This window comes from Streptomyces sp. LARHCF249, from assembly GCF_052871255.1.
This window is the reverse complement of sequence record NZ_JBIXJQ010000001.1, coordinates 229133-251321: the sequence shown is the minus strand read 5'-3', so window position 1 is coordinate 251321 and position 22189 is coordinate 229133. Positions and strand designations below refer to the sequence as shown.

Below are 22189 nucleotides of genomic sequence, written 5' to 3'. Positions count from 1 at the left end.
CCCGCGTCGCCTGCTCATGGTCGGATCAGGGCGCCCAGGGCAGTCGTACGGCTTCGACCTCCGAGTCGTTGAGGAGGGCTTCGACGAGCGGGGCCGGCCCGGCGACCTTGGTGGCCCACAGGTCGTAGTCCGTGCACAGGACCCAGGACCGGTCGTGGGCCCATAGGTTGGAAGGAGTCCAGCACTCTTCTTCGGGGTGGTCGTACAGGGCCTTGGCGTCGGCGAGCCGACCGGCCCGGACGTGCAGGTTGTCGAAGTCCTCGGCCGCTTGCCCGAGCGGGGTGTAGTAGGCGAGGCAGCGGGTGTCGGGGCCCTGAGGGCTGTGCTCGGTGAGGATTTCGACCAGCCTGTTCCAGTCGGCACGGTCCAGGCTGCCCTCGGACGGACCCGCGATGCCGACCGGCCAGCAGCCCGTCTCGCGGAGCGAGGGGAAGGACGTGTGGCAGGGCAGGCGCCCCTCGGCGGCCACGGGATCTCCGGTCCGCCGGGCGAGCTCTGCCCAGCGCAGGCGGCGGTAGCGCGGTCCGGGGTGCTCGCCTGTGGACTTGGCGAAGGTGTCCGAGGGGTCGGTGAACACGTCCGCGGGGTCGAGACCCGGGATGATCTCCGGGCTGGTGCTGTTCCCGTTCAGGTAGGCCCGCCGGTACTCGACGTACGACATGTCGAAGGGCCCGAGCTCGTGTTCGTACATGGCGTGGAGCACCCAGGCCGCGTCGGGCAGCGCCGGCGGCATGAACCCGGTGAGCCCGTCGTCGGCGGCCAGATCCCTCAGCCAGTCGGTCTCCGCGGACGCGGCGAGCGGCCATCGGGCGGTCGCCAGAGCGGCGGAGGTCTCGTACATCGCCCCAGGATCCCACCCGGCGCCGGAGCCGCGCCCATCTGCGTTCTCGGCCCTCTTCCCGCCGATCACTTCGACCAGCTCGACGACGGTCATCGACCACGGGTTGCCTGCAAGGTCGGTGCCGCTATTCGTGACAGCGCCTGGCTGATCGATCTTGCCTCGGCCACCGACCCCAGCAAGGTCGGCGGCGCTCTGCCGGCCGCGACCGGCCTGCGCGGCTCCGCGCTGTTCGACGCCTCCGCCAGGCTGCGCAGCGACCCCGCCGACGACGGCCGCGAGATTCTGCTCGTCGTCCCAACTGCGAGCACGTGATCGACGCGGCGGCACACCTTCTCTCAGCGCTGCCGGCCCGCTGCGCCGGACTGCTGGCTCTGCCCGACCCGAACGCGGACCTCCAACAGGCCCGCCGCGCGGCCCACTAACGCCCATCTGGACTCTGCCCCGGGGCGGCGGCGACGACCACCGGCGGGTGCTGGCGGTGCTGAGAGTCCCGGAAGGCAACGGCTGACACCGGGCGCTCGCCGAAGGCCGGGCCGACGCCGGGGCGGCGAAAAGGTTGGTGTGCGGGGCCGACGGAACCGGGTAACGTCTTTGTCATGTTCTTCCAGAGGCCGATTTACGAGTGAGGGCGTGATGGGCCCCTGCTGACGTCCTTCGACGTCGCCGCCCGTCCCCCACCGACGAATCCGTAGATCACTTCACATCATTACCGGGAGAACCCGTGACCGTGAGCAAGAACATCAACAACCCCGTGGGCATGGGCGGCGGCCAGCGCAAGAGGCTGTCCCGCGCCGAACGGCAGAACAACGGTCCGCACCGCAACCTCGACCGCCGGGGCGCAGCCGACCAGAAGGCGGAGCTGGTGCGCAAGATGCGCGAGAAGGCAGGCGCAGCTGAGGACGCCGGGCAGGCGGGCGAGGACACCGCACAGAGCTGACGCACCGCCGCCGCAGGGCGGCACAGTACGGGGCAGGGCCCGGACCGCGACGCGCGGTCCGGGCCCTGCTGCAGTCGGTGCCGGTTCCCGGATCTGGTGGCGGCCGCCGAGCACGCCGAAGACGGTGCACGCCAGGTCAGACGTCCTGGATGCCCGCAGGGGAGCTCACGCATCTGCCGCGCCTTACCTTTCGCCCTATTTTTGCCGTAATGCGTATTGGGCTCGGGGGAGTGGGGTAGGGGCTGAACAGGCCATAGTGCCGCGCGCTGAGTGGGGGAGGTGAGAGGAATGGGTGCGGGTAAGAAGGTCAAGAACATGGCGAAGACGACCAAGGGGAAGGTGAAGGAGACCACCGGCAAGGCCGTGGGGAACGAATCTCTGGAGGCCAAGGGGCGGGGTGAGCAGGCGCTTGGCGATGCCAAGCAGGCCGCTCAGAAGACGAAGGACACGTTCAAGCACTAATAGGCCGGTGAAGCTGAGTCGCTGAGTCGTAGGCTCCCTGGGATTGAGGGCCGACAGGAGATGCCCTGTCGGCCCTCACGTGTGCTGCTCTGTCGTCCGATGGCCCTCATGCAGGCTGGCGGCGTCGGCGACGGCGAGGCGGAGGGGCTTCGTACTCTTCTTCCTCGTCGGCTTCTTCGTCGGCGGTGTAGTCCGTGTCCTCGTCCCCGGCTCCTTCGCCTTGCTCCTCGTCTTCGTACTCTCCCTCCTCGTCGGCAGCTTCTTCGCCGGCACCGCTGCCCTCGTACTCGGCTTCCCCCGCGTCTTCTGCTTGTTCTTCTTCGAGGGCTTCTTCGTGGGTCTGGACGACTTCTCCGTCGCGGATTTCGCCGCGCCAGCCTTCCGGTTCGTCGGTGGTGAGCATGGCGTGGCGCAGGAAGTTCTTCAGGTCCAGGCGCAGGCGGCGGCCCTGTGCCCGCCACAGGTTGCCGGTCTTCTCGAACAGCCCGGAGGGGTGGTACTCGACGACGATGACGATGCGGGTCAGCGACGGGGCGAGTTCGTGGAAGGTGACGCATCCGCGGGTGGTGCCCTTGGCGCCCTCGGAGGTCCACACGATGCGGTCGTCGGGTACCTGTTCCTGGACGGTGGCCTTCCAGCTTCGCGTGGAGGGGCCGACCTTCACCTTCCAGTTGCTGGTGGTGTCGTCGTCACGTGAGACGTCGCGGACGCCTTTGGCGAATCCGCTGAAATCCTCGTACTGCGTCCAGTGGTCGTAGACCGTGCGCAGCGGCAGGCCGACGTCGATCGCTTCGACGATGTTGACCACCTTGCCGCCGCCGCTCTTACGGCCGCGGCCGTTGCCGCCGAATGCCTGGGAGACGGTCTCGGTGACCTTGTCCTTGAGGTTGCCGAGTTGCTGGCCTGCGATCGCTTTCAGAGGGGAGTCGCCCTCCAGGAGCCGACCGCCGATGCCGGCGACGTCGGAGAGGCTGCCGCCATTGTCGGCGACGTCGTAGAGCTGGTCGGTGACGTCGGAAAGCTTGTCGGTGGCCTTGTCGGCCAGGTGGTCGGCCTGGGCGGCGAGGTATCCCGAGAGTTCCTTCAGCAGCTGGTCCATCCCGGAAGGAGACTGCGGTGAGCCGGTGCGTTCTGGGGTTGCCATGGCCTACCTCCGCGTGGACGGCTTGCGGGCCGCCGTCTTCTTGGCGGCCGTCTTGCGGGCCGGGCTGCGGCCTGTGGTCTTCTTGGCGGTGGCCTTGGACGCAGCGCTCTTGCGAGCCGGGCTCTGAGCGGTGCTCCTCTTGCGCGGCGGGGCGCTGGTCTTCTTGGCGGTCGCCCTGGGCGGGGAGCTCTTCTTGGCGGGCGCGGCCTTCTTCTTGGCGGGCGCGGCCGCCTTCTTCGCCGGTCGGCCGCCGGGGCTCTTCTTCGCTGCCGTCTTCCCGGTGGGTGCGGACTTCTTCGCAGCCGCCTTCTTCGCAGGCACCGCCTTCTTTGCGGGTGCTGCCTTCTTTGCGGGTGCTGCCTTCTTGGCCGGAGTCCTCTTCGCGGGTGCGGCCGTCTTCGCCGGGGCGGGTCGCCGGGCGATCCTTCGGGCGGGGGCCGCGGTCTTGCCGCTCCGCGTGCGGGCCGAGGTGCGAGTCCGGCGTGGCGGCGGGGGAGGCTCCTCTTCCTCCTCCGGCTCTTCCTCCTCCTCTTCTTCTTCCTCGGTTTCCTCTTCCTCTTCCTCTTCGGCTGCCGCCTCCGGTCCCTCCTCACCTTCCTCTTCTTCGTACTCTTCCGCTTCGTCCTCGGGCTCGGCGTAGCTTTCCTCGCCCTCTCCCGCGTACTCCTCGGCTTCCTCGTCCTCGTACGGTTCCTCGTCCTCGTACGGTTCCTCGCTCTCGCCCTGGTCCTCCTCGGCCCGGCCGCGGCCTCTGCGGGTGAGCTCGAGGGTGCGCTCGTGCAGGGACCCGGCGAGGTCGGCGAGTTTCTGGTTGGCCGCGACGGCCAGCGCCTGCCGGCCGGCGTCGAGGGCTTCTCCGCGCAGTTGCTCGGTGAGTTCTTCGAACTGCGGCATCTCCTTGAGCCGGGAGGCCCCTTCCTTGAGCAGCTGTCCGGGTTCGAGCCCGAAGCGGCGACCGGCGAGATAGGTCGCCACCGTGAACGCCAGGCGGCCCTTCTTCGCCCGGCCGAGTATGTATCCGCCAGCCACAGCGGCTGCGAGCGCGATCTTGGTGGTGTCCTCCATGATCATCCCCTGCCAGGGCGCTTACGGTCTTGGTGGTGTCGCCCGCGGACAGCGGAGCGCCACGCTCGCGCTGCCCGCCCATGAGAAGGGGTCCGGTCGGGACCGGTCGGGGCGGCCTTCGAAAGGCTCCTGCCCCGATGCGAGACTTCTACCTGAATTTGGTGACATTCTAGTTTCTGTGAGGCCGTCTCCCCAAGGGAGTGGTATATGGCCGCAGCGGAACCTGCACGTCCCCGGCGGGCCTCTTCGCGGGCTGCCGACGATGGCGGAGGGCAGGACAGGCAAACGCCCGGGCGCCCTGCGCCCCGGCGCCGTTCCGGAACGGCGGGCGCGGCGGCGGCGATGCGTGCCGCGGTGCAGCAGCTCGCTGAACTTCTCGGCCGGCTTCCCGATTCCGTTTCCTCGCTCAAGCCGACCGAGGACGGTTGGGAGGCGCAGGTGGAGGTGGTGGAGCTGGAACGCATCCCGGACACCACCAGCGTGATGGCCAGCTACCGGGTCGCGCTGGATGAGGACGGCGAGCTGATCTCCTACGAACGCACGCGCCGCTACACCCGCGGCATGATCGACCGGCCGACCTGAGCGCTCAGGACAGCCGGCGGAAGGAGGCGCCATGACCATGGTGCCGCAGGGCGGCAGCCCCATCGCGCGAGGGCAAGGAGGCGGCACGAGCAGCCTCTACGACGTCCTGGAGCTCATCCTCGACCGCGGGCTGGTCATCGACGTCTTCGTCCGCGTCTCCCTGGTGGGTATCGAACTCATCAAGATCGACGCACGGATCGTGGTGGCCAGCGTCGACACCTACCTCCGCTTCGCCGAGGCCTGCAACCGTCTCGATCTCGAAGCCGGCCGCAAGGCGCCCGCCCAGCTCCCCGACGTCATGGGCAACATGCTTGAAGGCGGATCCCGCGGGAAGACCAAGGGAGCCATCAGCGGAGCCGTCGAAGCCGTGACCGATTCCCTGACCGGCAAATCCTCCAAGTCCAAGGAACGGGAAGAAGAGCAAGAGGTGGAGGAAGAGGCACCCAGGCGGCGCCGCCCCGCTGCCCGGCGCCCGGTACGGCGGGAGAAGGAGTAACCGATGCCGCTCTACGTGTACTCGATCACCGCGAAGGACCACCCCTGCCGTCTGGACGGCATCAGCGGCGTCGGCTCCGAGCCCTCCCCGCTGCGCACGGTTACCACGGGACCCCTGTGCGCGGTGGTCAGCGACATCGCCGAGGAGATCCGGCCCAAACGCCGCGACCTCACCGCGCACCAACAGGTCCAGGAGCGGCTGATGGCCGACGGGGTGATCCTGCCGCTGCAGTTCGGGTACACCGCCCCCGACGACCTCGCGGTCAGCCAAGCCCTCGAGTCCAACGGGGAGAACTACCTCGCCGCGCTCGAGCGTCTGGACGGCTGCGCCGAGTACCACGTCAGGGCCTCGCAGGCCGATGAGGCGCCTCTGCTGGAGCAGATCCTTCAGGACGTGCCCGAGGCGAACGACCTCAACGACCGGATCCGTGGCGGAGACCGGGACCCGGCCCTGCCGCTCGCCCTGGGCGAAATGGTCGCCCGCGAGGTGCAGGTACGGCACGAGACCCTGGCTGCCGGCCTGACCGAGGCACTCGTACCGCTCTCCCGCGAATACCTGGCCCACCCCGCCTCTGGGAACGACTTCCTCAACCTTTCCCTCCTCGTACCCGACGAGAACAAGGAGGCCCTGCGCACCACGGAGTCCAACCTGGCCCGCGAGATCGGCAGCGGCATCGACCTGCGGTTCTCCGGCCCGCTGCCCCCCTACAGCTTCGTCCAGTAACCACCCCGAACAGAGGGGGAACGCTATGGGACTGCTGAGCTACCTCCTGACGCTCCCCATCGCACCGGTACGCGCCGTCACCTGGGTCGCCCAGCGCGTCGTGGACAAGGCCGAAGAGGAGTACTACGACCCCGCCCCGATCTGGCGCCAGCTGGCCGAGCTGGAGCAGCAGCTGCTGCGCGGAGAAATCGATCAGGAGACCTTCGACCGCCAGGAGGACGAGCTGATCGAGCGACTGGAAGAGATCGCAGCGTTCCGGCAACAGCTGCCCTGACTCGATGAAGGAGGGGCCATCGTGACCGAATCCCTGCCCGAGCGACCAGGAACCTTCGCGTCCCGCGCGCCGATGCCGTACGGGCAGACCTCCTCCTCCAGCCTCGCCGACATCCTCGAGCGGGTCCTGGACAAGGGCATCGTCATCGCCGGCGACATCCGCATCAATCTCCTCGACATCGAGCTGTTGACCATCAAACTCCGCATCCTGATCGCCTCCGTGGACAAAGCCAAGGAGATGGGCATCGACTGGTGGGAGCACGACCCCTCCCTGTCCACCCGACACACCGGCAGCCCCCTGGAACAGGAAAACCGCCGCCTGCGCGGCGAACTCGAAGCTCTCCGCGGCCAGCTCGGGCAGGCAGAGGCCCCGGACGAAGCGGCCACGGGCGAAGAAGCGGGCGGCCGGCCGGCAGGCCGACGGCGGGGGAGCGCACCGTGAACACCCCCGGCACCCTCACCTACGTCTACGCCGTCACCCGGCCCACAGACCGCCTGCACGAGGTGCTCGCCGACCTACGCGGCATCGGCCGGGCCCCCGCCCGGCTCCTCACGCCCACCGGCGCCGCCCTCGGCAGCGGGCCCGCCCCACCCGCCTTCGTAGCCAGCGATGTCCCGGCCCGCGACTTCAACGAGACCGCCCTCAAGGACCACTTCGAAGACCTGAACTGGCTCGAGGAAGTCGCCCGTACCCACCACGACGTCGTCCAGGCCGTGGCCGCCCACGCGCCCGTCCTGCCCTTGCGCATGGCCACCGTCTACCAGGACGACCATCGGGCCCGCCAAGCCCTCACGGACCAGCACCACACCTTCACCCAGCGCCTCGACCAACTCCACGCCCAGACCGAGTACGGCGTCAAGATCTACCTCGACCCCACCACCCACGGCCCTCAGCCCCCCACAGGCGCCGAAACCCCCACCGCGCCCCAGCCTCCCGCCAGCCCGGGCAAGGCGTACCTGGAGGCCCGCAGGGCCCAGCACCACGTCCGCGAAGCCGTCCACCGGCAGGCCCAGCAGGCCGCCGAGGCCATCGAGGCCATCGCCGCCCGACACACCACCCAACGCGTACGCCATGCTCCCCAGCGCGGCGCCCTCACCGGCCCGCAGGAGAACGTCCTCAACGACGCCTACCTCATCCCCGACGACCAAGCAGACCAGTTCCGAAGTGCGATCGCCGCGGCCGCCCGCAGGTTCCCGGACGTGCGCATCGAGGTCACCGGCCCCTGGGCCCCCTACTCCTTCGCCATGCCTCCGGCCGACGCCCCCGAGCCGCCGCCATGACCCTCACGGAGTACGGCGAGCCCCTGCCTGGCCGCCAGGTCGCTCTCGTCGATCTCCTCGACCGGCTCCTCAGCGGCGGCGTCGTCCTGACCGGCGACATCGTCCTGTCCATCGCCGACATCGACCTCGTGCGTATCTCACTTCGTGCCCTGATCGTCTCGGTCAGCTCGGAGACGGCCCCCACCCGGGCGCAGGACGGCGGCCGCGGTGACGCCTGAACGCTCCGTGCCACCTCGACCCGACGCCCTTCAAGACGTCGGTGACAGCCTGTCCCACGCCTTCCGCCTCGTTCAGACGCCCCCCGACGCCCACGACCGGCCGCCCCGCCCCGCCAGCCGCCTGCACACCGACCCCGACACCGTCGGCGAAGACCTCCTCAAACTCGTCCTCACCATCGTCGAGCTCCTGCGCCAGCTCATCGAACGCCAAGCCCTGCGCCGCGTCGACGCCGGAGACCTCACCGACGCACAGGAAGAGGAACTCGGCGCGACCCTCCTGGCCCTGCACGACAGCCTCGCCGACCTGTGTGCCCAGCACGGCTACTCACTGGAAGACCTCAACCTCGACCTCGGTCCACTGGGCCCTCTGCTACCCCGGGACTGAATGCCCCGCTCGCTGTCGGCGCACAACACCGGGTTTCAGTCCCTGGCGCGGACCACAAGGCGGTAGACGCCCAGGAGGATGAGGGAGCCGACGATAGCGGCGACCCATGTGGAGAGCTCGAAGAATCCGTCGATGGAGTCGACTCCGAAAATGACCTTGCCGAGCCATCCGCCCAGAAGGCCGCCGGCGATGCCGATGAGCGGCGTCACGATGCAGCCGCCGGGGTCCTTGCCCGGCATCAGGAACTTCGCGATGATTCCGGCGATAAGACCCATCAGAATCCAGCCGATGATGCCCATGGCGCGCCTCTTCTCGCACATAAAGACTTGCAAATGCGTTCTGCCCGCCTGCCGAATTTCAAACCCCGACACCAGCCAGGTGAACTCCCGCCGGCGGTTCAGGGCCGGCCCCTGCCGGCTTCGGATCCCCGTCCTACCGCGCGGAGCGCCGGCAGGGCCGGCGGCCCTCCCGGTCAGCGGGCGGACAGGACGTCCAGCTCGGCCTGAAAGAGCAGGGCAGGGTCGAACCCCATGCCGGTGAAATGGCCGCCCAGCTCCATGGCAAGGACGCCGTGCAGCCGGGACCAGAAGGAGACAGCCAAGTGCAGGACCCCAGGCGGCGCGAGGGCTGCCGCCCCCTTCCGCTGGGCCTCCACATCCGTCTCGAAGGACGTCGCGGGACCATCAGCGGGCAGCGAAGCGCACGCCTCGAGGAGGATCCCCATGATCTCCGACGCGGTCACGGCGACATCGGCGGGAGTGCGGTACCCGGGAAGAGGTGTGCCGTAGACGAGGAAGTACCGCTGCGGGTCGTCCAGCGCCCACTCGCGCAGCGCGTAGGCCAGGCCCGCAAGGTCGCCATCTCCACGAGCAGCGACTGTCCGGAAGGCGCCGACCAGACTCTGGTACGCGTCCCGGACGAGTTCGGTGACCAATTCGTCTCGGCTCGTGAAATACCGGTAAAGCGCAGCCCCGCTCAGGCCCATGTGCTTGGCGATCGCATTGAGAGAAACCGCTGACGCCCCGGCGACGGCGATCTGCTCCCACGCCCTCTCCTTGATCTCCGCGCGCACCTGCTGGCGATATCGCTCGCGGGGGGTTGTCGTAGCTTCACCCATGACAGCCTCCTTCCCGCGAGTAATACCCTATCGCTCGCGAGGAGGAGGCTGTAGTTTCCGCTGGTCAGCAACACCTTCCACAAGGTTTTACGCTCGTCACGGCTTGACGCCGCGAGGATTCGTCGCGCACAGAGACGCCACGGGCACCGACTCGGAAGCCGGCGCCGGCCCGTCGCCGAGATGACCTCCATGGGTTAGGGCTTGAACGTGTCCTTACCCGTCTCCTTCGCGCCCCGGCCCTTGCCGCGGGCCTCCAAAGCGGCGCCCTTAGCCGCAGTGGTTTCGCTGCCCAAGGCATGCGCCGCCTTCCGCACGGCCTTCCCGATCACTTGCTCCGCCTTGGCCTTCATCTTCTCGCTGGCACTCATGTTCGTACCTTCCCTATGCGTGTATGCCTCTACCCCGACCTGGCGGAAACAGGCATAGGCCCGCCCCGGCAACTGCACGGGCCACACAACCGACCGCGCTGTGCCGGATTTTCTATGGCCAGGACGAAAGATTCATGCGCATCTGCCAGGGTTGCCAGGGATGCGGCCGCCGCTGCGGGGAAGGCGCCAGCCAGGCGGGAGATGCGGTGATGACGGGCAACATCGATCTGGTGGTTGAAGCGACGCTGTACGAGGCGACGCATTACGGGGGGACCGTTGTCACGGTGCCCCCCGACAAGTGGGAGGAGGGAGGGGAAGCGGCCGTGTACTCGCTCGAGTATCTGGGCCTGAGCCGGCTGGGATCTCTGCGGGCCCCGACCATGCCCGCCCACCCTGACGATCCGTTCCACCAAGAACTGGCCTGGGTCACCAACGTCACTGTCTGGGAGTCCAAGCCGGACACGGCGCTCACCAGCGACGCCGAGCGGGGCAAGACCTGGCAGGAGTACAGCGCAGACACTGCGGATCTCGGATCCTGGGCTGTGAAGGCCCAGTACGTTCGCGTGTGGAAGCAGACGGCGGACGGCCCACCAGCTGCAACCATCCTCCTACCAGGCGATGCGCCATCCACCACTGTGATCATGGAGTTAAACCGGCGCCGAGGCGCAGACGAGACCTGCAGCGGCTCCGAAACTGGAGCTCACCGTGCCATCCGCGCCCTCGACCGCAGGCAGCAGCCCGCTCCTGTGAAGAGGTCGGCGCGACTCCTCGTAGCCGTCCGCCCCAGAAGATCGCAACGGGCCCGGGTTCCAAAAGCAGGGGCAACGTGGCGCGCAACAGACGTCGCATCGCTAGTCGCATGCCCCACATCGTCGCCCGCACGCCCCACACCATCAGTCGGGCGAACACCCGGCGCACGATGGCTCGAGGCGTCCAGCGGGGGACACGACGCCTGATCTTCCTGCGCATCCGCCGTCTCAAGGCCTTCACGAGTGCCTCCTCCCGGCTGTCGATGGATAGAGAGCCAAGAAAGTGAGGAAGGAGCGACGGCCAGCGCCCCTGGGCGGCTGCCCGCGGCGGTGTCTCCAGTCACCAGCGGGCGGGACTCTGGCGCTGTCCTCTCGGTAGGTGCGACGTTCCCGATTCGTGGCCGTGAGTAGGCCCGGGGACGCTTCCCTGCGGTGCACGACCGCGGGCCTAGGAGGCCATGGCATCGGCCAGCTTCCGCAACAGAGGCTTGCGTGGGCGCTGGGGAGCACGTTCCCGGGCGTCGGCCATGCGCATGCCGATGGACTGAAGAGTCTTGCGTCCGAGCGCCTCACGTACCTGGGGGAACCAGACCTTCTCCTCAACCTCCATGTGCCGCTCCACGGAATCCATCAGGACCTTGGCCTTGGCGTCGAAGGACTCGTCGTCCTGCCGCATGCCCTCCAGTTCGGCGGCCAGCACATCCGCCACATGATGTTCCTCGTGGAACTCCAGCACCAGTGACTCCGTTTCGGGGGCGAAATGGCGCACCTGCGGGTACATCACCTCGTCCTCGACGAACGTGTGGACGGTCAGTTCATGCAGCAGTTCTCTGACGATCTCGCCCGGGGGGGTTGTTTCCTTCCCCCCGTCCCCGGCGCTGCTCAGCCCCCGCTCACTGCCGGCACGGTAGGCGTGGATCAGCTTTCGTATCTTCTTGTGATCCTCCCTGAGCATCACAATGGCATCGGTGGACATGGCTGACTCCTCTGTGGTCTCACTCTCTTCGGCACCTGCCCACAACACCCCTGGGTAAGCCGAGGAGCGCGCCTCTCGCCGGATCCGCCAGCCGCCGCCATTGCGTGGGCCGGACAGAGGCCGGTTCGACGGTTCTCCAGGTGTTTATGGGTGCCTCAGCTGGCCCTTTCGCCTTGTACTCGCACCCAGGGTTGGGTTGGGCGGAATCGCCGAGGAGCAGCGATGGGGCCCCTGCGGACGTTGTTCGAAGGGCTGCCGATGAGACGCGGGGATGCAGGGTCCCGCGAGGTGCTTCGATGGTGATGACGCGCTTCGGTCACGACTTGGGGCACGGGGTGGCCTGTCGTGTACATGCAGTACAGGCTGTGTCCATGGCGAGACGATCACAGGTCCGGACGGGTACGCCGGGCGGCTGCCTGTTCAACGGATGCTTGACCCTTCTGGGACTGCTGCTCGTGGGCGTCGTCGGCGTGTGGATCTGGCTGGAGACACAGCCGGCGCGTGATGAGGCCCAGGCGCGCATGGCCCTTCGGAAGAACGTCGAAGTTCTCCGCGACCGGCTGGGCGAGGCGGCGGCCGACGGCAGCCTTCCGGACACGGAGATCGCCCAGGTCTTCCCTCCGTCGAAGCCCGGCAAGGGCCTCGTCGGCGTCACGCGCCAGGGCGAGGCCGTCACCGTGGTCGCGGAAGTGCTCGGTCAGGGATCGCCACGGACCTTTATCACCGTGTATCACCGTATGGTGACAGGCTGTTACGCCTTTGAGGTGCCGCCCCCGGCCCCCGGGGCCTCGCGGCCCTCCATCCGGGAACTGCCGCAGGAGGCGTGTGCGACGGCCCCGGCCGCGCTCCCCGGATCCGATCGTCAGGATCAACAGTCGCATGACCCGAAGATTCCGATGCCGTAGTTCGGCACCTGGGCCCAGCTGCAAGCGGATGCGGCGATGGGAACCCGCCCCGTTTGCGTGCAGTGACGGTGACCAAGCCACCATTCGCGCACTAAACCCTCGGTGTCGTCGCGGAGTTCTATATAGCGTGCAAGAGATGCCGCGGAGGCCAGCGGTGGCCACAGAGGGGCGAAGGAGCAGTAGGCGTTACGGCCGACTTCGCACAGGTCGTAACCGGAAGATCATGTTCCCCCGGAGGGGTGGCGCTCCTGATCAGTTCCGGCCTGTGCGGTCTCCGCGTGCGACGGATTCCAGAGCTGGTCGGCCTCGCCGCGTGCCAGGTGATCTTCGTAGATCCGCACCTTGTGGCGCATCACATTCAAGGTCTCGTGCAGTTTCTGGATCTGCGCCTCCACGTGTTTTTCGTGCCGGCGCAGCAACTCAAGTCGCTCGTGTTCGTTGCCCGGGCCTTGGCGGGCTAGCTCGATGTACTGCCGGATCGTCGCCAGTGACATGCCGGAGGAGCGCAGTTTCGTGCAGATAGCCAGCCACTCGAGATCTTCCTCGTGATAGATCCGACGGCCGTTGGACAGGCGGCGCACCGGGTTGGCGAACAGGCCCTCCCGCTCGTAGAACCGCAGTGCGTGAACGCTGAGCCCGCTGCGTTCCGCTACTTCACCGATGCTCAGGTCCATGACCGCCCCGTAACGCAGTTCTTGATCTAGACCCGACTCTAGCTTCTAGTGTCGAGCCGTCAGCAAGTCGGCCGGTCAGGTGATCGGAACAAGGGGAGAACATGGGCGTTTGGTTTGTCACCGGTGCATCGCGTGGGCTCGGCGCGGAGATCACCCGCGAGGCGCTGGATCGCGGGCATAGCGTGATCGCGACAGCGCGGGACGGGGCGGCGGTGCGCCAGGCGTACCCGGGGAAGACGGACGGCTTGCTGGCGGTGAACGCGGACGTGACCGAACCCGGGCAGTTGGCGGCCGCGGCGGAGGCCGGTCTGGCGGAGTTCGGACGGATCGACGTCGTGGTCAACAACGCCGGCTACGGCCTCGTGGGCGCGATCGAGGAAACGTCAGACAGAGCCGCCCGCGCTCTGTTCGACGTCAACGTGTTCGGCGTACTCAACACATTGCGGGCAACCCTGCCGACGTTGCGCGCCCAGCGATCCGGACATGTCCTGAACATCGGCTCCGTGGGCGGCTTCGCCACGGCGCCGGCGGTGGGCTTGTACGGGGCGTCGAAGTTCGCCCTCGAGGGCATCTCCGAGGCGCTGCACGGCGAGCTGGCCCCGCTGGGCGTACGTGTCACGATCGTGGAGCCGGGCGGCTTTCGCACGGACTTCCTCAACAGCTCGAGCATGCAGGTCGAAGCGGCCTCCATCGGGGACTACGTCGCCGGCGCGGGGCCGGTGCGCGAGGCGCTGGCCAACAACGACGGCCGCCAGCCAGGAGATCCGGTGAAGGCAGCGAAGGCCATCGTCGACATCACCGAGGTTGCCGAGCCGCCGCTGCGCCTGCAGTTGGGCGCGGATGCGATCGAGCGTGTCGAGGCGAAGCTGGACCGGGTGCGACGTGAACTTGACGAATGGCGCCACGTAGCACTCTCTACCGGCATCTGAAGAGCCACCCGTTTACCGGGCTCTCGGTTCGAACGCGGGTTCCTGATCGGGTGATCGCAGCGGGCCCGACGCATGAAGACGGGACCTCCTGGTAGCTCAGTGGTGCGAGTTGGCTGAGCACAGGCAGGTTCTGTCGTTGTCCGCGTATCCGTCCACGGCAATGCGCCGCTTGCTGCCGGTGCCAGCCTGGTGGGAAGGGCGGGGCGGGCGACCAGAGGGCTACTGCCATCGGCAGATGCGCGACGCCGTGCGGTCTACGTCGTCGACCAGGGGTGAGTCGGCGCAACTTCCTTCGGACTGCCCGCCGTTCAAGCGGGCGCATGCCTTTGCCGCCGCCGGCAAGTGACGGGGCTGCTCGGCGACATCCCCAAGACCCACGTCCGGCTGGGACGGCGGCAAGCAGTTCATGCCTGCGAGGCCGAGCGGCCGCGCCGGGAACAGTCGGCTGGCAGGCACGGTTGCACCGGTCGAGAGACCGGCGCCACGGGCGGGGAGCACGGAGACCACAGGGTCGTCCGCCCTACCAGGATCCGGTCCCCAGGGCCGCGGTACGGCCGCTGCGCACTCGGACCAAGACGTATTTCTGCAGGAGGAGTTTCATGACTGACCGGCCCTTGACGCTCATGGCAGTGCACGCCCACCCCGACGACGAGGCCACCGGAACCGGAGGGGTCCTCGCGCGGTACGCGGCGGAAGGCATCCGCACGGTTCTCGTGACATGTACCGACGGCCGTTGTGGTGACGGGCCCGGGGGTGTCAAGCCGGGCGATCCCGGGCACGATCCGGCGACCGTTGCCTTGATGCGCCGTCAAGAACTCGAGGCGAGCTGTGACGTCCTGAAGGTCAGCGATCTGGAGATGCTGGACTATGCCGACTCCGGGATGATGGGCTGGCCGAGCAACGACGCCCCCGGATCCTTCTGGCAGACCCCCGTGGAGGAAGGCGCCGCCCGACTTGCGGAACTCATGCGGCACTACCGACCCGACGTGGTCGTCACCTACGACGAGAACGGCTTCTACGGCCACCCCGACCACATCCAGGCTCACCGCATCACGATGGCGGCGCTGGAGATGACGGCGCTGACACCGAAGGTGTACTGGACGACGATGCCCCGCTCCGGGATGCAGCGGTTCGGGGAGATCATGCGCGAGTTTCATGAGGACATGCCGGAGCCGGATCCTGCCGAGGCCGCAGCGATGGCCGAGATCGGCCTCCCCGACGATGAGATCACCACGTGGGTGGACACCACCGCATTCAGCGGTCAGAAGTTCGATGCGCTGGCCGCGCACGCCAGTCAGGGCGAGAACATCTTCTTCCTCAAGATGGGCAAGGAGAGGTTCGGCGGGTTGATGGGCATGGAGACCTTCGTACGTGTCAAGGACGCCACCGGCGCGGCCGTACCCGAGAACGACCTCTTCGCCGGACTGCGCTGATCCGCCCGTCCGTCCGTCCGACCGGGTCCGGGCCCGCTCATCGGCCGCACGGCGCGATCGAGCGGGCCCGGGATCTTCCGGCCGCGGGCGCTTCGCTGCGGGAGCGGTGCGCGGCCATCGCCCCCGAGCTCGCCGGGCACGTCGCCGCCCTCGGCTTCGACCCGGACTCCGGCCAGCTCACAGCGGGCCCGGAGTCGACGGCCTGGACGACGAGGGCCGCCTGGATCAGCCCCGCGTCATCGCGGCCGCCAACAAGGCAGCGGGCCGCACCCGCCGTGCGCGCCGGACGAGCTTCTCCTGTGCGTCGATGACCGGCCATGCCGCGGCGTGCGAACGGTCAACACGCATCCCACGAACGGACGCCCGTAATCATGAGACTTGACCATCCCACCCGCCTGAAATACGACGCCGACGACGTCTCGGTGTGGCTGATGAAGGCGGGCAAGGCGAACGAACCGCACCGCTTCCCCGACTGGAAGCGCGGCGGGTACTGCGCCGTCGGTTTCAATGAAGTGAAAGAGGAGATACCGGCCGGGCTACCGGATGACCACACGGGCAAGCAGCACATCCGGCAGATCGTCGCCCGCTGGCTGGCTCCCGCGGACGTCGGCGGCGCCACGGGCAGCCTGTTCAACTTCTGCGCCAGGATGAAGCTCGATGATCTTGTCGTGGTCTGGCGCGATGGTGACGGCGCCGACGGGCGGGGCCTGCTGCACTTCGGCATCGTCACCGGCCCACTCCAGTCTGAGGAGATCACCCCGGGCGACTACCCACGCCGCCGGTCCGTGCGCTGGTTCGGCCAGCAGCCGTGCCCGGACCACTTGCGGTCCAGCGTGGCCCGCCAGCATCCGACGGTGGAATTCCAGAATGCCAACGGATGGGCGTTCCGGGCGCTCGCCGACGCTTGCGCCGACGCGCCCGCCGCCGATGCGGATCCGGTCACGGTGGGCCGTATGACGCTCGTGCCGTACACCGCCCCCGGCGGGGTCGGCCCCGTCACGCAGGCGGCCCCAAGCGCCACCGACGCGCGAAAGATGACGTGGGCCAACGCCGAACACCGCAAGCTGCTGACCGGCCTCGCCGACGAAGCCGTACGCCGCGGGATGCGGGTGTGGCTGGGCCGCGACCAGGGACACGTCTACGACGTCTTGTGGAACGGCGGTGGTGAACTGACGCTGTGCGAGGTCAAGTCGCTCACCGGGAACAACGATCCGGACCAGCTCCGCATGGCGATCGGCCAGCTCATCGACTACGCCGACGACTTCCGGCCCAAGAAGCTGGCCCAGCTCGCCGAGACCGAACCAGCCATCGCCGGGACCACCACGCTGCGCCGCGTGCTGTGGGTATCCGGTCCGCCCCAACGCGCGAAGCACTGGACGCGCGCGTGCGCCTCGGCGGGGATCATGCTGGGGTGGCCGGGCATGGAAGATGCCGTGTTCCCCGGCGGTGAAGGAAGCCTTGACGCCGGATAGTTCCCCGCACCCCGCACCGGCTCTCGCGCAGGGCTCTGACACTTCGGCCTTGCCGATCACCGGTCTGCTGCTGCGAGAAATCACGATTTGCCAGACCCCTCCTGATCCGCGGCCTACCGTACGGAAGCAACGCTGCATGCCGCAGTCACCGAGGAGGATTCAGTGTCGTCGTTCTACGACCCCCGGTACGCTCCCGCCGGCGATGTGGGTGCTGCGCTCATGGTGATCGACTCGCGGCTCAAAGCCGTCTATGCCGGCAAGAGCGAGACGGGCCCCGAGCAGCGGCTGCTGACGGACCAGTTCTCGGCTTCCCTGGGACCCAGGGAAGCCGATGACCTGCTGGACGGTGCGTGCACGCTCATCTACATGTTCATGACGTGGCTGAGGAAGGCGCACGAGGATCACGGCAAAGACGTCATCGAGTACGTGGTGCCCAACCTTGTGGCCACGATGCGCACGATGCGCCGGAGCGTGCTGCCCGAGGCCATCCCCACCATGGCGGGCCTGGTCATCGCGGCAGGCACCGGCCTGAGCCCCAGCCTGTGGCGCAAGCAGTACGGGGAGTGGACCAGCGAGGAGATGAATCCGCTGGAAGCCACTGCCTTCCTGCTCGCGGAGCACATCAACCGGATCACAGGCGACCGCGACTACGCCACCCGCCTGATCGCCAACGCTCTGTCCAGCGCGGACGAGGACTGACACCGGCCACCCTCAGGGAGGACTCGTCGGGCGGGGCTCGGGCCGATCCTGTGCGACTCCATCGCCTCGGCATCCGCACGAAGCCGGTCCGCAACACCGCTCACCTGGACCTCGCCGCCGAGCTTCCAGCCGTCGTCCTGAGCCCCTCCCCGGCATCAACATCCAGTCGGCCACTCACTGGACCCGACGCTCTGAGGTCTCCCGCAACGCCTACACGGCCGACCTCTCCCGCCGCCAGGGACCACGTGGACGCAGATCGCCGAGGCGCTGGGGGTCTCAAAGCAGGCCGTACACAAGAAGTACGGCGGCCGACGCCTGTTCGGCCGGACAGAGGCCTGACGATCACGACCTCGCTCCTCGATGATCTGGTACGACGAACGGCGGAGCGGCTCGGCGCCCGACAGCGTGGCGTCATCGTGGTGGGTGCCGTCCGGGGTGGCCAGTCCGCACTTCACGGCGCAGACCCCGGCACGCTCTTCGAAATCGGTTCCGTCACCAAGACGTTCACCGCGCTGGCCCTGGCCCAGCTCACCGTGCGTGGCGCCGTGGGACTGGACCAACCGCTTCGCGACCTGCTACCCCGCGACATCACGGCTCCCGAACGCGGTGGTGAGGTCATCAAGCTGGCTCACCTGGCCTGCCACACTTCCGGCCTGCCCCGGTCGCCCAAAGGCCTCCTGCCGCGAGGCCTGTTCCGGGCGGACCCCTACGCCGGCTGCACGGGCGAACTCCTGCTGGACGGATTGCGGCGCACCCGTTTGCGGTCGGTGCCCGGTACCCGCTTCCGCTACTCCAACCTCGGCGCCGGCCTGCTCGGGCTCGCCCTGGCACGCCACACCGGCACCGACTACGACGCGCTCATTCAGGCCGAGATCTGCCGGCCCCTCGGCATGACCGACACCCACGTGGTTCTCGACCCCGGGCGCACCGCACGACTGGCCGCCGGCCACTCCCGCACCGGCCGCCCCCGTCCACCCTGGCACCTGGCCGCCCTCGCCGGCGCCGGCGGCTTGCACTCCACCGTGCCCGACCTGCTCACGCTGGCCCGGGCACAGATCGGCCACGCACCCGAAGAACTCGCCGAAGCCATCGCTCTCACCCACACCACCGCCCACCGCATCAACGCCAGAGCCGTTGTTCATCCCGGCTGGATCTCGGTCAACCTGCCCCGCAGCCAGCACCGGATCCTGTTCCACGCCGGCGGCACCGGCGGCTACCGCAGCCTGCTGGCCATAGCCCCCGAACACCAGGCCGCAGTCGTCATCCTCAACGCCAACACCCGCCCCGTAGACCGCCCCGGCCTCAACCTGCTCACACAGATCATCGGCTCCGGACCCGGTCCGGCCCCCGTCCCGGCCACCACCGGCGCCTGACCAGGCGCGGCCCGCACCGGCAGCAGCGGCCGCACCACGGCCCACTCCGCGTACGTCATGTCCGTCGGGCGGCGCGCCTCCCGAAACCCGTTGTCCGCGGCCTTTCCGAACCGGTGAGCACCGGGCCTCCTGATGCTGCTCGGTGATTCGACACCAACGAGCTGCTCAGGAGGGCCTGCTCGTGTGCGCCGATCGCCCGCGACCAACCAATCGAGACTCCCGTTCGACAGACACCGCTCAGGATCGGAACGACAACAGCTGCTCAGGCGCGGCGGAACAGGTCTTCGGCGTTCACCGGATTCCGACCGCTCCACGACAGGCCTGGGCGGCGCGGAACCTCACGGCCCAGGGCGAGCCACTGGCGCTCGACGGCGTCGTAGATCGGTGCGTCGGATGCCTGCCAGAACTCGTGTGCCAGCCAGGCGAATCCGGCCCAGTCCGGAGGCGAAACGGTTTTCTGGTCCATGTCGAGGTCAACGAACCCGGCCGCTCGATGTGGCGGCGTGTGACCGTTCTGTCATGAACTCCGGGCTCTGAAAGGGCGGTGACGACCGCCCCGCCGCCCGGCGCGGTGGCGGGGCCGCCCCCGGATGCCGGCACGTGGGGGGTGGTGGGCCGGCCGGCGGGCACGTGCCGCCGCCCGCTGCCACGCGGCCGACGGCTGGATGGGACTTTCGCAGCGTCCCGAATCGATGGTGTTTCGACCTGGCTTCACCCCTGATATGCCGCCCCGGCTTGAGGCGCTGGGTGTGGCACTCACCGACGCCGTGTTCGGCCTGCTGCTCAGCATGTTGGGCGTTTGGTGTTCACGGCGTCGCTGGGATGTTCACGGTGCCGTGCCCGAGGTATATGAGAAGTTTTTAGCACGCACTACCACTTCTCGGTCTTGCCGGTGGCATGGATATACCAGCTGCCGGAGCTGTTCTGGTGGTACTCGTGGCCTTGGGCGATCGCTGTGCTGGGACCCCAGAAGTCCACCATCGGTGTGCGGCAAGACGCCTGGCCCGGAGTCACGTGCTTGTTTCCGCCAGGAGAGTCGCAATTTCGAACGGTGTTGTCAGTGGTGACCGTGATGTAGGCGATGCCCCAGGTTCCGGGGTCCATGCTCGGATTGAAGTGCACAGTCGACCAAACCGTCGAGCACCTCGGGCTCCACCACAGGTGGACAACGCCGTACACCGTGTCCGGACTCCGCAGCACGTCTGCGGACGCAACGATCTCGCCGTCCGAGGCGCATTGGACACCGCCGATGAACTCGTACGGGGAATGGCCTTCGTACTGGGTGGCCGCACTCGCCTGGCCTGGCAGGAGGAACGAAAGGATCAGTGCGACGCCAACAGGTAAGGTTGTGATGGCACGAACGCGCATGTGGCTTCCCCCAAGGTAATTCATAGCGGCCGTGCCCGGCTGCACGTTCCCGCCGATGGTGGGAATCCGGGCGTTACCGAGTATGGGGCAGCGCGCCCCGCCCAGTCCACAGTCGGCCGCGCACGTCGGGCACCGCGTCCAGGGGCGGTTCCAACGGGGTGACGTCGTTGCGCTTGTCGCCGTACCTTAACCAGGGCAACGGGAACAGCAAGCCTGGCCACCCAGGACAGAACAATCCCGGCACGAGGCAGGCCAACGCCAGTGGGCGACACGATTATCGGCGGTAACACCAACCTCGCCCAGTGCGGGTACGAACGTTGAACCCAACCGTTTGTTGCGCTCTTGACCCGGCGCAAGGCTCTGTCGCGCGAGCGCGTTGCAGCGCCGTGTTGCACCCCTTCTGGGACCCCGCGGCCCAGGTTCCGCAGGGGGGGGAAGTGCGGCGAGGAGGTGCTGGCGCCATACGGAGCGCGCTGAGCGGGGACTGCGGAAACGAGGAACAGGGCCGGCCCGGCGAGTGCGGGTCGGCCCTGTCGTGTGCGGCACTCAGGCGCGAAGTGTCCCCACCGTGCCTCTGGGGTCGCATGAAAATCGGGTGCCGCATCCGCATCATCGCGACTGCGGCATGATGTCGCGCCCGGCGCCGGTTGCCGTGCCGGCCGGGTTGGCCACTCCGCTCTCGTCGACGACGAAGCGGCCGTTCGGGGTGCCGTTGAAGGTGCCCTTCTTGATCCACTCGATCAGAGCCGCCTGGATGGTCGCGTGGGGGCCGGCCCAGGGGCGACCTCGGCGGCCACCGTAGGGCGTTCCCGTTTCAGGCGGGCAGCGCGGACCGGAGCAGCCCTCGAGGAGCGCCGTGTGGCTGGCGCACCGGACGTGTACCAGCACCTTGTTCGCCACGGGGAGGTTGTCGTAGATGACGGTGGAGTTGTTCGACGAGGTGACGATGTCGTCGAGGCCGTGGAGGACGAGCGACGGTGTGGCCAGCTGTTGGGCGACGGTGGCGTTCCAGCCGTAGCTGGAGAACGTTGGTGAGCGGACGAGGCCTGGTGCGGTGTCGGGGTCGTCGCCTCCCCACGTGCTCCCCAGGGGGTCCTGCTCCATGAGCTGTTCCCACAGCTGATCTCTACTGCCGGGCGCGATCCGGCCGGGGCAGGCGGCGTCACGCCCGGGCGGCACGAGCGTCGTGCGCGAGTCCCGGCAGATGGCGTCGGTCCCGGTCTCCTCCGTACGGTGTTCGCTGCAGGAGTGGGGCGCGTAGGAGACGCCGTCCCTCATGAGGAGATGACCCCCGGAGAGGATGTCCACGGACTCGTCCAGCGGGATGGTGCGGTTGCCGTGGTCGAGGTCGGTCACTTCTGGTTGATGGTGAGCTTGGCCTTCGCATCGAACATCCTCTTGAGCCAGGCCGTGGGCTCCGTGCCGATGGCCTGGAGGATGTGCTTGCCTTCGGGAACCAGGTGCCAGCCGCGCGTGGTCCAGTCTGCCGGGCGGGTGAGGGTGCCGTCCGCTGCGACCAGCACCTCGAAGCCCGCCTGGACGGGCCGGGGGAGTGAACTGCCGCTTGGGGGCCCTGTTGCCGGTGTGGGGGTGGACGGTAGAACCGCCGCGTGGTGATCGTGATCACGCGGGGCTGGGGGGCGGGGGCCGCCCCCCCCCCCCCCCGCCCCCCCGGGGCCCCCCCCCGCCCCCCCCGCCCCCCCCCCCCCACCCGCCCGC

28 protein-coding genes are annotated in these 22189 nt (G+C 68.4%); 16 read left to right on the top strand and 12 right to left on the bottom strand.

The features are described from left to right. Nucleotides 1-25: 25 nt before the first annotated feature. Nucleotides 26-934 carry a hypothetical protein gene (locus ACIPUC_RS01320; protein WP_446586114.1) on the bottom strand — a complete coding sequence of 303 codons (909 nt, stop codon included), beginning with the start codon at nt 932-934 and terminating at the stop codon, nt 26-28. Between the two features lie 628 nt (nt 935-1562). Between ACIPUC_RS01320 and ACIPUC_RS01315 the strand changes: the two genes are divergently transcribed. Further along, nucleotides 1563-1778 (top strand): DUF6243 family protein, encoded by a 216-nt coding sequence (locus tag ACIPUC_RS01315; protein WP_446586113.1) that lies wholly within the window; start codon nt 1563-1565, stop codon nt 1776-1778. A gap of 315 nt (nt 1779-2093) precedes the next feature. Further along, nucleotides 2094-2240, top strand: a complete 147-nt coding sequence (locus tag ACIPUC_RS01310; protein ID WP_446586112.1) for a CsbD family protein — start codon at nt 2094-2096, stop codon at nt 2238-2240. A gap of 106 nt (nt 2241-2346) precedes the next feature. Here ACIPUC_RS01310 and ACIPUC_RS01305 read toward each other — a convergent pair whose 3' ends face one another. Together ACIPUC_RS01305 and ACIPUC_RS01300 are read right to left on the bottom strand one after the other, a co-directional pair. Next, nucleotides 2347-3384 (bottom strand): SRPBCC family protein, encoded by a 1038-nt coding sequence (locus tag ACIPUC_RS01305; protein WP_446586111.1) that lies wholly within the window; start codon nt 3382-3384, stop codon nt 2347-2349. Nucleotides 3385-3387: 3 nt separating this feature from the next. Beyond that, nucleotides 3388-4449 carry a histone protein gene (locus ACIPUC_RS01300; RefSeq protein ID WP_446586110.1) on the bottom strand — a complete coding sequence of 354 codons (1062 nt, stop codon included), beginning with the start codon at nt 4447-4449 and terminating at the stop codon, nt 3388-3390. Between the two features lie 207 nt (nt 4450-4656). On the opposite strand from ACIPUC_RS01300, the gene ACIPUC_RS01295 reads away from it, so the two are divergent. The 8 genes from ACIPUC_RS01295 to ACIPUC_RS01260 all read left to right on the top strand — a co-directional run bounded on the left by ACIPUC_RS01295 (nt 4657) and on the right by ACIPUC_RS01260 (nt 8407). After that, nucleotides 4657-5031, top strand: coding sequence for a gas vesicle protein GvpO (locus tag ACIPUC_RS01295; RefSeq protein ID WP_446586109.1), 375 nt, complete (start codon nt 4657-4659; stop codon nt 5029-5031). Nucleotides 5032-5062: 31 nt separating this feature from the next. Then, nucleotides 5063-5527, top strand: a complete 465-nt coding sequence (locus ACIPUC_RS01290; RefSeq protein WP_446586108.1) for a gas vesicle structural protein GvpA — start codon at nt 5063-5065, stop codon at nt 5525-5527. A 3-nt stretch (nt 5528-5530) separates the two neighbouring features. Then, a complete protein-coding gene (locus ACIPUC_RS01285; RefSeq protein WP_446586107.1) occupies nt 5531-6250 on the top strand; it encodes a GvpL/GvpF family gas vesicle protein in 720 nt (239 codons plus the stop codon). Between the two features lie 25 nt (nt 6251-6275). After that, on the top strand, nt 6276-6524 hold the full coding sequence (locus ACIPUC_RS01280; protein ID WP_446586106.1) for a gas vesicle protein GvpG: 249 nt from the start codon (nt 6276-6278) through the stop codon (nt 6522-6524). A 72-nt stretch (nt 6525-6596) separates the two neighbouring features. Next, nucleotides 6597-6965, top strand: coding sequence for a gas vesicle protein (locus tag ACIPUC_RS01275; protein ID WP_446586753.1), 369 nt, complete (start codon nt 6597-6599; stop codon nt 6963-6965). Further along, complete coding sequence (locus ACIPUC_RS01270) at nt 6962-7804, top strand: GvpL/GvpF family gas vesicle protein (protein WP_446586105.1); 843 nt, start codon at nt 6962-6964, stop codon at nt 7802-7804. Before ACIPUC_RS01275 ends, ACIPUC_RS01270 begins: the two co-directional genes overlap by 4 nt. Beyond that, nucleotides 7801-8022: a gas vesicle protein gene (locus ACIPUC_RS01265; protein ID WP_446586104.1), complete on the top strand. Its 222-nt coding sequence runs from the start codon at nt 7801-7803 to the stop codon at nt 8020-8022. The genes ACIPUC_RS01270 and ACIPUC_RS01265 overlap by 4 nt, the downstream gene beginning before the upstream one ends. After that, complete coding sequence (locus tag ACIPUC_RS01260; RefSeq protein ID WP_446586103.1) at nt 8012-8407, top strand: gas vesicle protein K; 396 nt, start codon at nt 8012-8014, stop codon at nt 8405-8407. The genes ACIPUC_RS01265 and ACIPUC_RS01260 overlap by 11 nt, the downstream gene beginning before the upstream one ends. 35 nt (nt 8408-8442) lie before the next feature. On the opposite strand, the gene ACIPUC_RS01255 is transcribed toward ACIPUC_RS01260, so the two are convergent. The 4 genes from ACIPUC_RS01255 to ACIPUC_RS01240 form a co-directional block, all read right to left on the bottom strand. Next, a complete protein-coding gene (locus tag ACIPUC_RS01255; RefSeq protein ID WP_446586102.1) occupies nt 8443-8706 on the bottom strand; it encodes a GlsB/YeaQ/YmgE family stress response membrane protein in 264 nt (87 codons plus the stop codon). Between the two features lie 173 nt (nt 8707-8879). Continuing rightward, the gene (locus tag ACIPUC_RS01250; protein WP_446586101.1) at nt 8880-9524 is read right to left on the bottom strand and encodes a TetR/AcrR family transcriptional regulator; all 645 of its coding nucleotides are present in this window, start codon (nt 9522-9524) and stop codon (nt 8880-8882) included. 194 nt (nt 9525-9718) lie between these two features. Next, nucleotides 9719-9892: a hypothetical protein gene (locus ACIPUC_RS01245; protein WP_446586100.1), complete on the bottom strand. Its 174-nt coding sequence runs from the start codon at nt 9890-9892 to the stop codon at nt 9719-9721. 1197 nt (nt 9893-11089) lie between these two features. Next, a complete protein-coding gene (locus tag ACIPUC_RS01240) occupies nt 11090-11617 on the bottom strand; it encodes a hemerythrin domain-containing protein (protein ID WP_446586099.1) in 528 nt (175 codons plus the stop codon). A gap of 431 nt (nt 11618-12048) precedes the next feature. Here ACIPUC_RS01240 and ACIPUC_RS01235 point away from each other — a divergent pair, with 431 nt between their 5' ends. Then, a complete protein-coding gene (locus ACIPUC_RS01235) occupies nt 12049-12522 on the top strand; it encodes a hypothetical protein (RefSeq protein ID WP_446586098.1) in 474 nt (157 codons plus the stop codon). 221 nt (nt 12523-12743) lie between these two features. Here the strand turns inward: ACIPUC_RS01235 and ACIPUC_RS01230 are convergent, their stop codons facing one another. Continuing rightward, nucleotides 12744-13196: a MerR family transcriptional regulator gene (locus ACIPUC_RS01230; RefSeq protein ID WP_446586097.1), complete on the bottom strand. Its 453-nt coding sequence runs from the start codon at nt 13194-13196 to the stop codon at nt 12744-12746. 101 nt (nt 13197-13297) lie between these two features. Here ACIPUC_RS01230 and ACIPUC_RS01225 point away from each other — a divergent pair, with 101 nt between their 5' ends. The 5 genes from ACIPUC_RS01225 (at nt 13298) to ACIPUC_RS01205 (ending at nt 19102) form a co-directional block, all read left to right on the top strand. Further along, nucleotides 13298-14125, top strand: coding sequence for an oxidoreductase (locus tag ACIPUC_RS01225; protein WP_446586096.1), 828 nt, complete (start codon nt 13298-13300; stop codon nt 14123-14125). A gap of 599 nt (nt 14126-14724) precedes the next feature. Then, nucleotides 14725-15558 carry a PIG-L family deacetylase gene (locus ACIPUC_RS01220; protein WP_446586095.1) on the top strand — a complete coding sequence of 278 codons (834 nt, stop codon included), beginning with the start codon at nt 14725-14727 and terminating at the stop codon, nt 15556-15558. A gap of 371 nt (nt 15559-15929) precedes the next feature. Further along, a complete protein-coding gene (locus ACIPUC_RS01215; RefSeq protein ID WP_446586094.1) occupies nt 15930-17030 on the top strand; it encodes a hypothetical protein in 1101 nt (366 codons plus the stop codon). A gap of 162 nt (nt 17031-17192) precedes the next feature. Continuing rightward, a complete protein-coding gene (locus ACIPUC_RS01210; RefSeq protein WP_446586093.1) occupies nt 17193-17729 on the top strand; it encodes a hypothetical protein in 537 nt (178 codons plus the stop codon). Nucleotides 17730-17779: 50 nt separating this feature from the next. After that, nucleotides 17780-19102, top strand: coding sequence for a serine hydrolase domain-containing protein (locus ACIPUC_RS01205; RefSeq protein WP_446586092.1), 1323 nt, complete (start codon nt 17780-17782; stop codon nt 19100-19102). Between the two features lie 262 nt (nt 19103-19364). On the opposite strand, the gene ACIPUC_RS01200 is transcribed toward ACIPUC_RS01205, so the two are convergent. From ACIPUC_RS01200 to ACIPUC_RS01185, 4 genes are all read right to left on the bottom strand, one after another. Next, a complete protein-coding gene (locus tag ACIPUC_RS01200) occupies nt 19365-19568 on the bottom strand; it encodes a hypothetical protein (protein WP_446586091.1) in 204 nt (67 codons plus the stop codon). A 404-nt stretch (nt 19569-19972) separates the two neighbouring features. Next, on the bottom strand, nt 19973-20470 hold the full coding sequence (locus tag ACIPUC_RS01195; protein ID WP_446586090.1) for a DUF2690 domain-containing protein: 498 nt from the start codon (nt 20468-20470) through the stop codon (nt 19973-19975). A 609-nt stretch (nt 20471-21079) separates the two neighbouring features. Continuing rightward, nucleotides 21080-21826 carry a hypothetical protein gene (locus tag ACIPUC_RS01190; RefSeq protein ID WP_446586089.1) on the bottom strand — a complete coding sequence of 249 codons (747 nt, stop codon included), beginning with the start codon at nt 21824-21826 and terminating at the stop codon, nt 21080-21082. Beyond that, complete coding sequence (locus ACIPUC_RS01185; RefSeq protein ID WP_446586088.1) at nt 21823-21993, bottom strand: hypothetical protein; 171 nt, start codon at nt 21991-21993, stop codon at nt 21823-21825. Before ACIPUC_RS01185 ends, ACIPUC_RS01190 begins: the two co-directional genes overlap by 4 nt. Between the last annotated feature and the right edge of the window lie 196 nt (nt 21994-22189).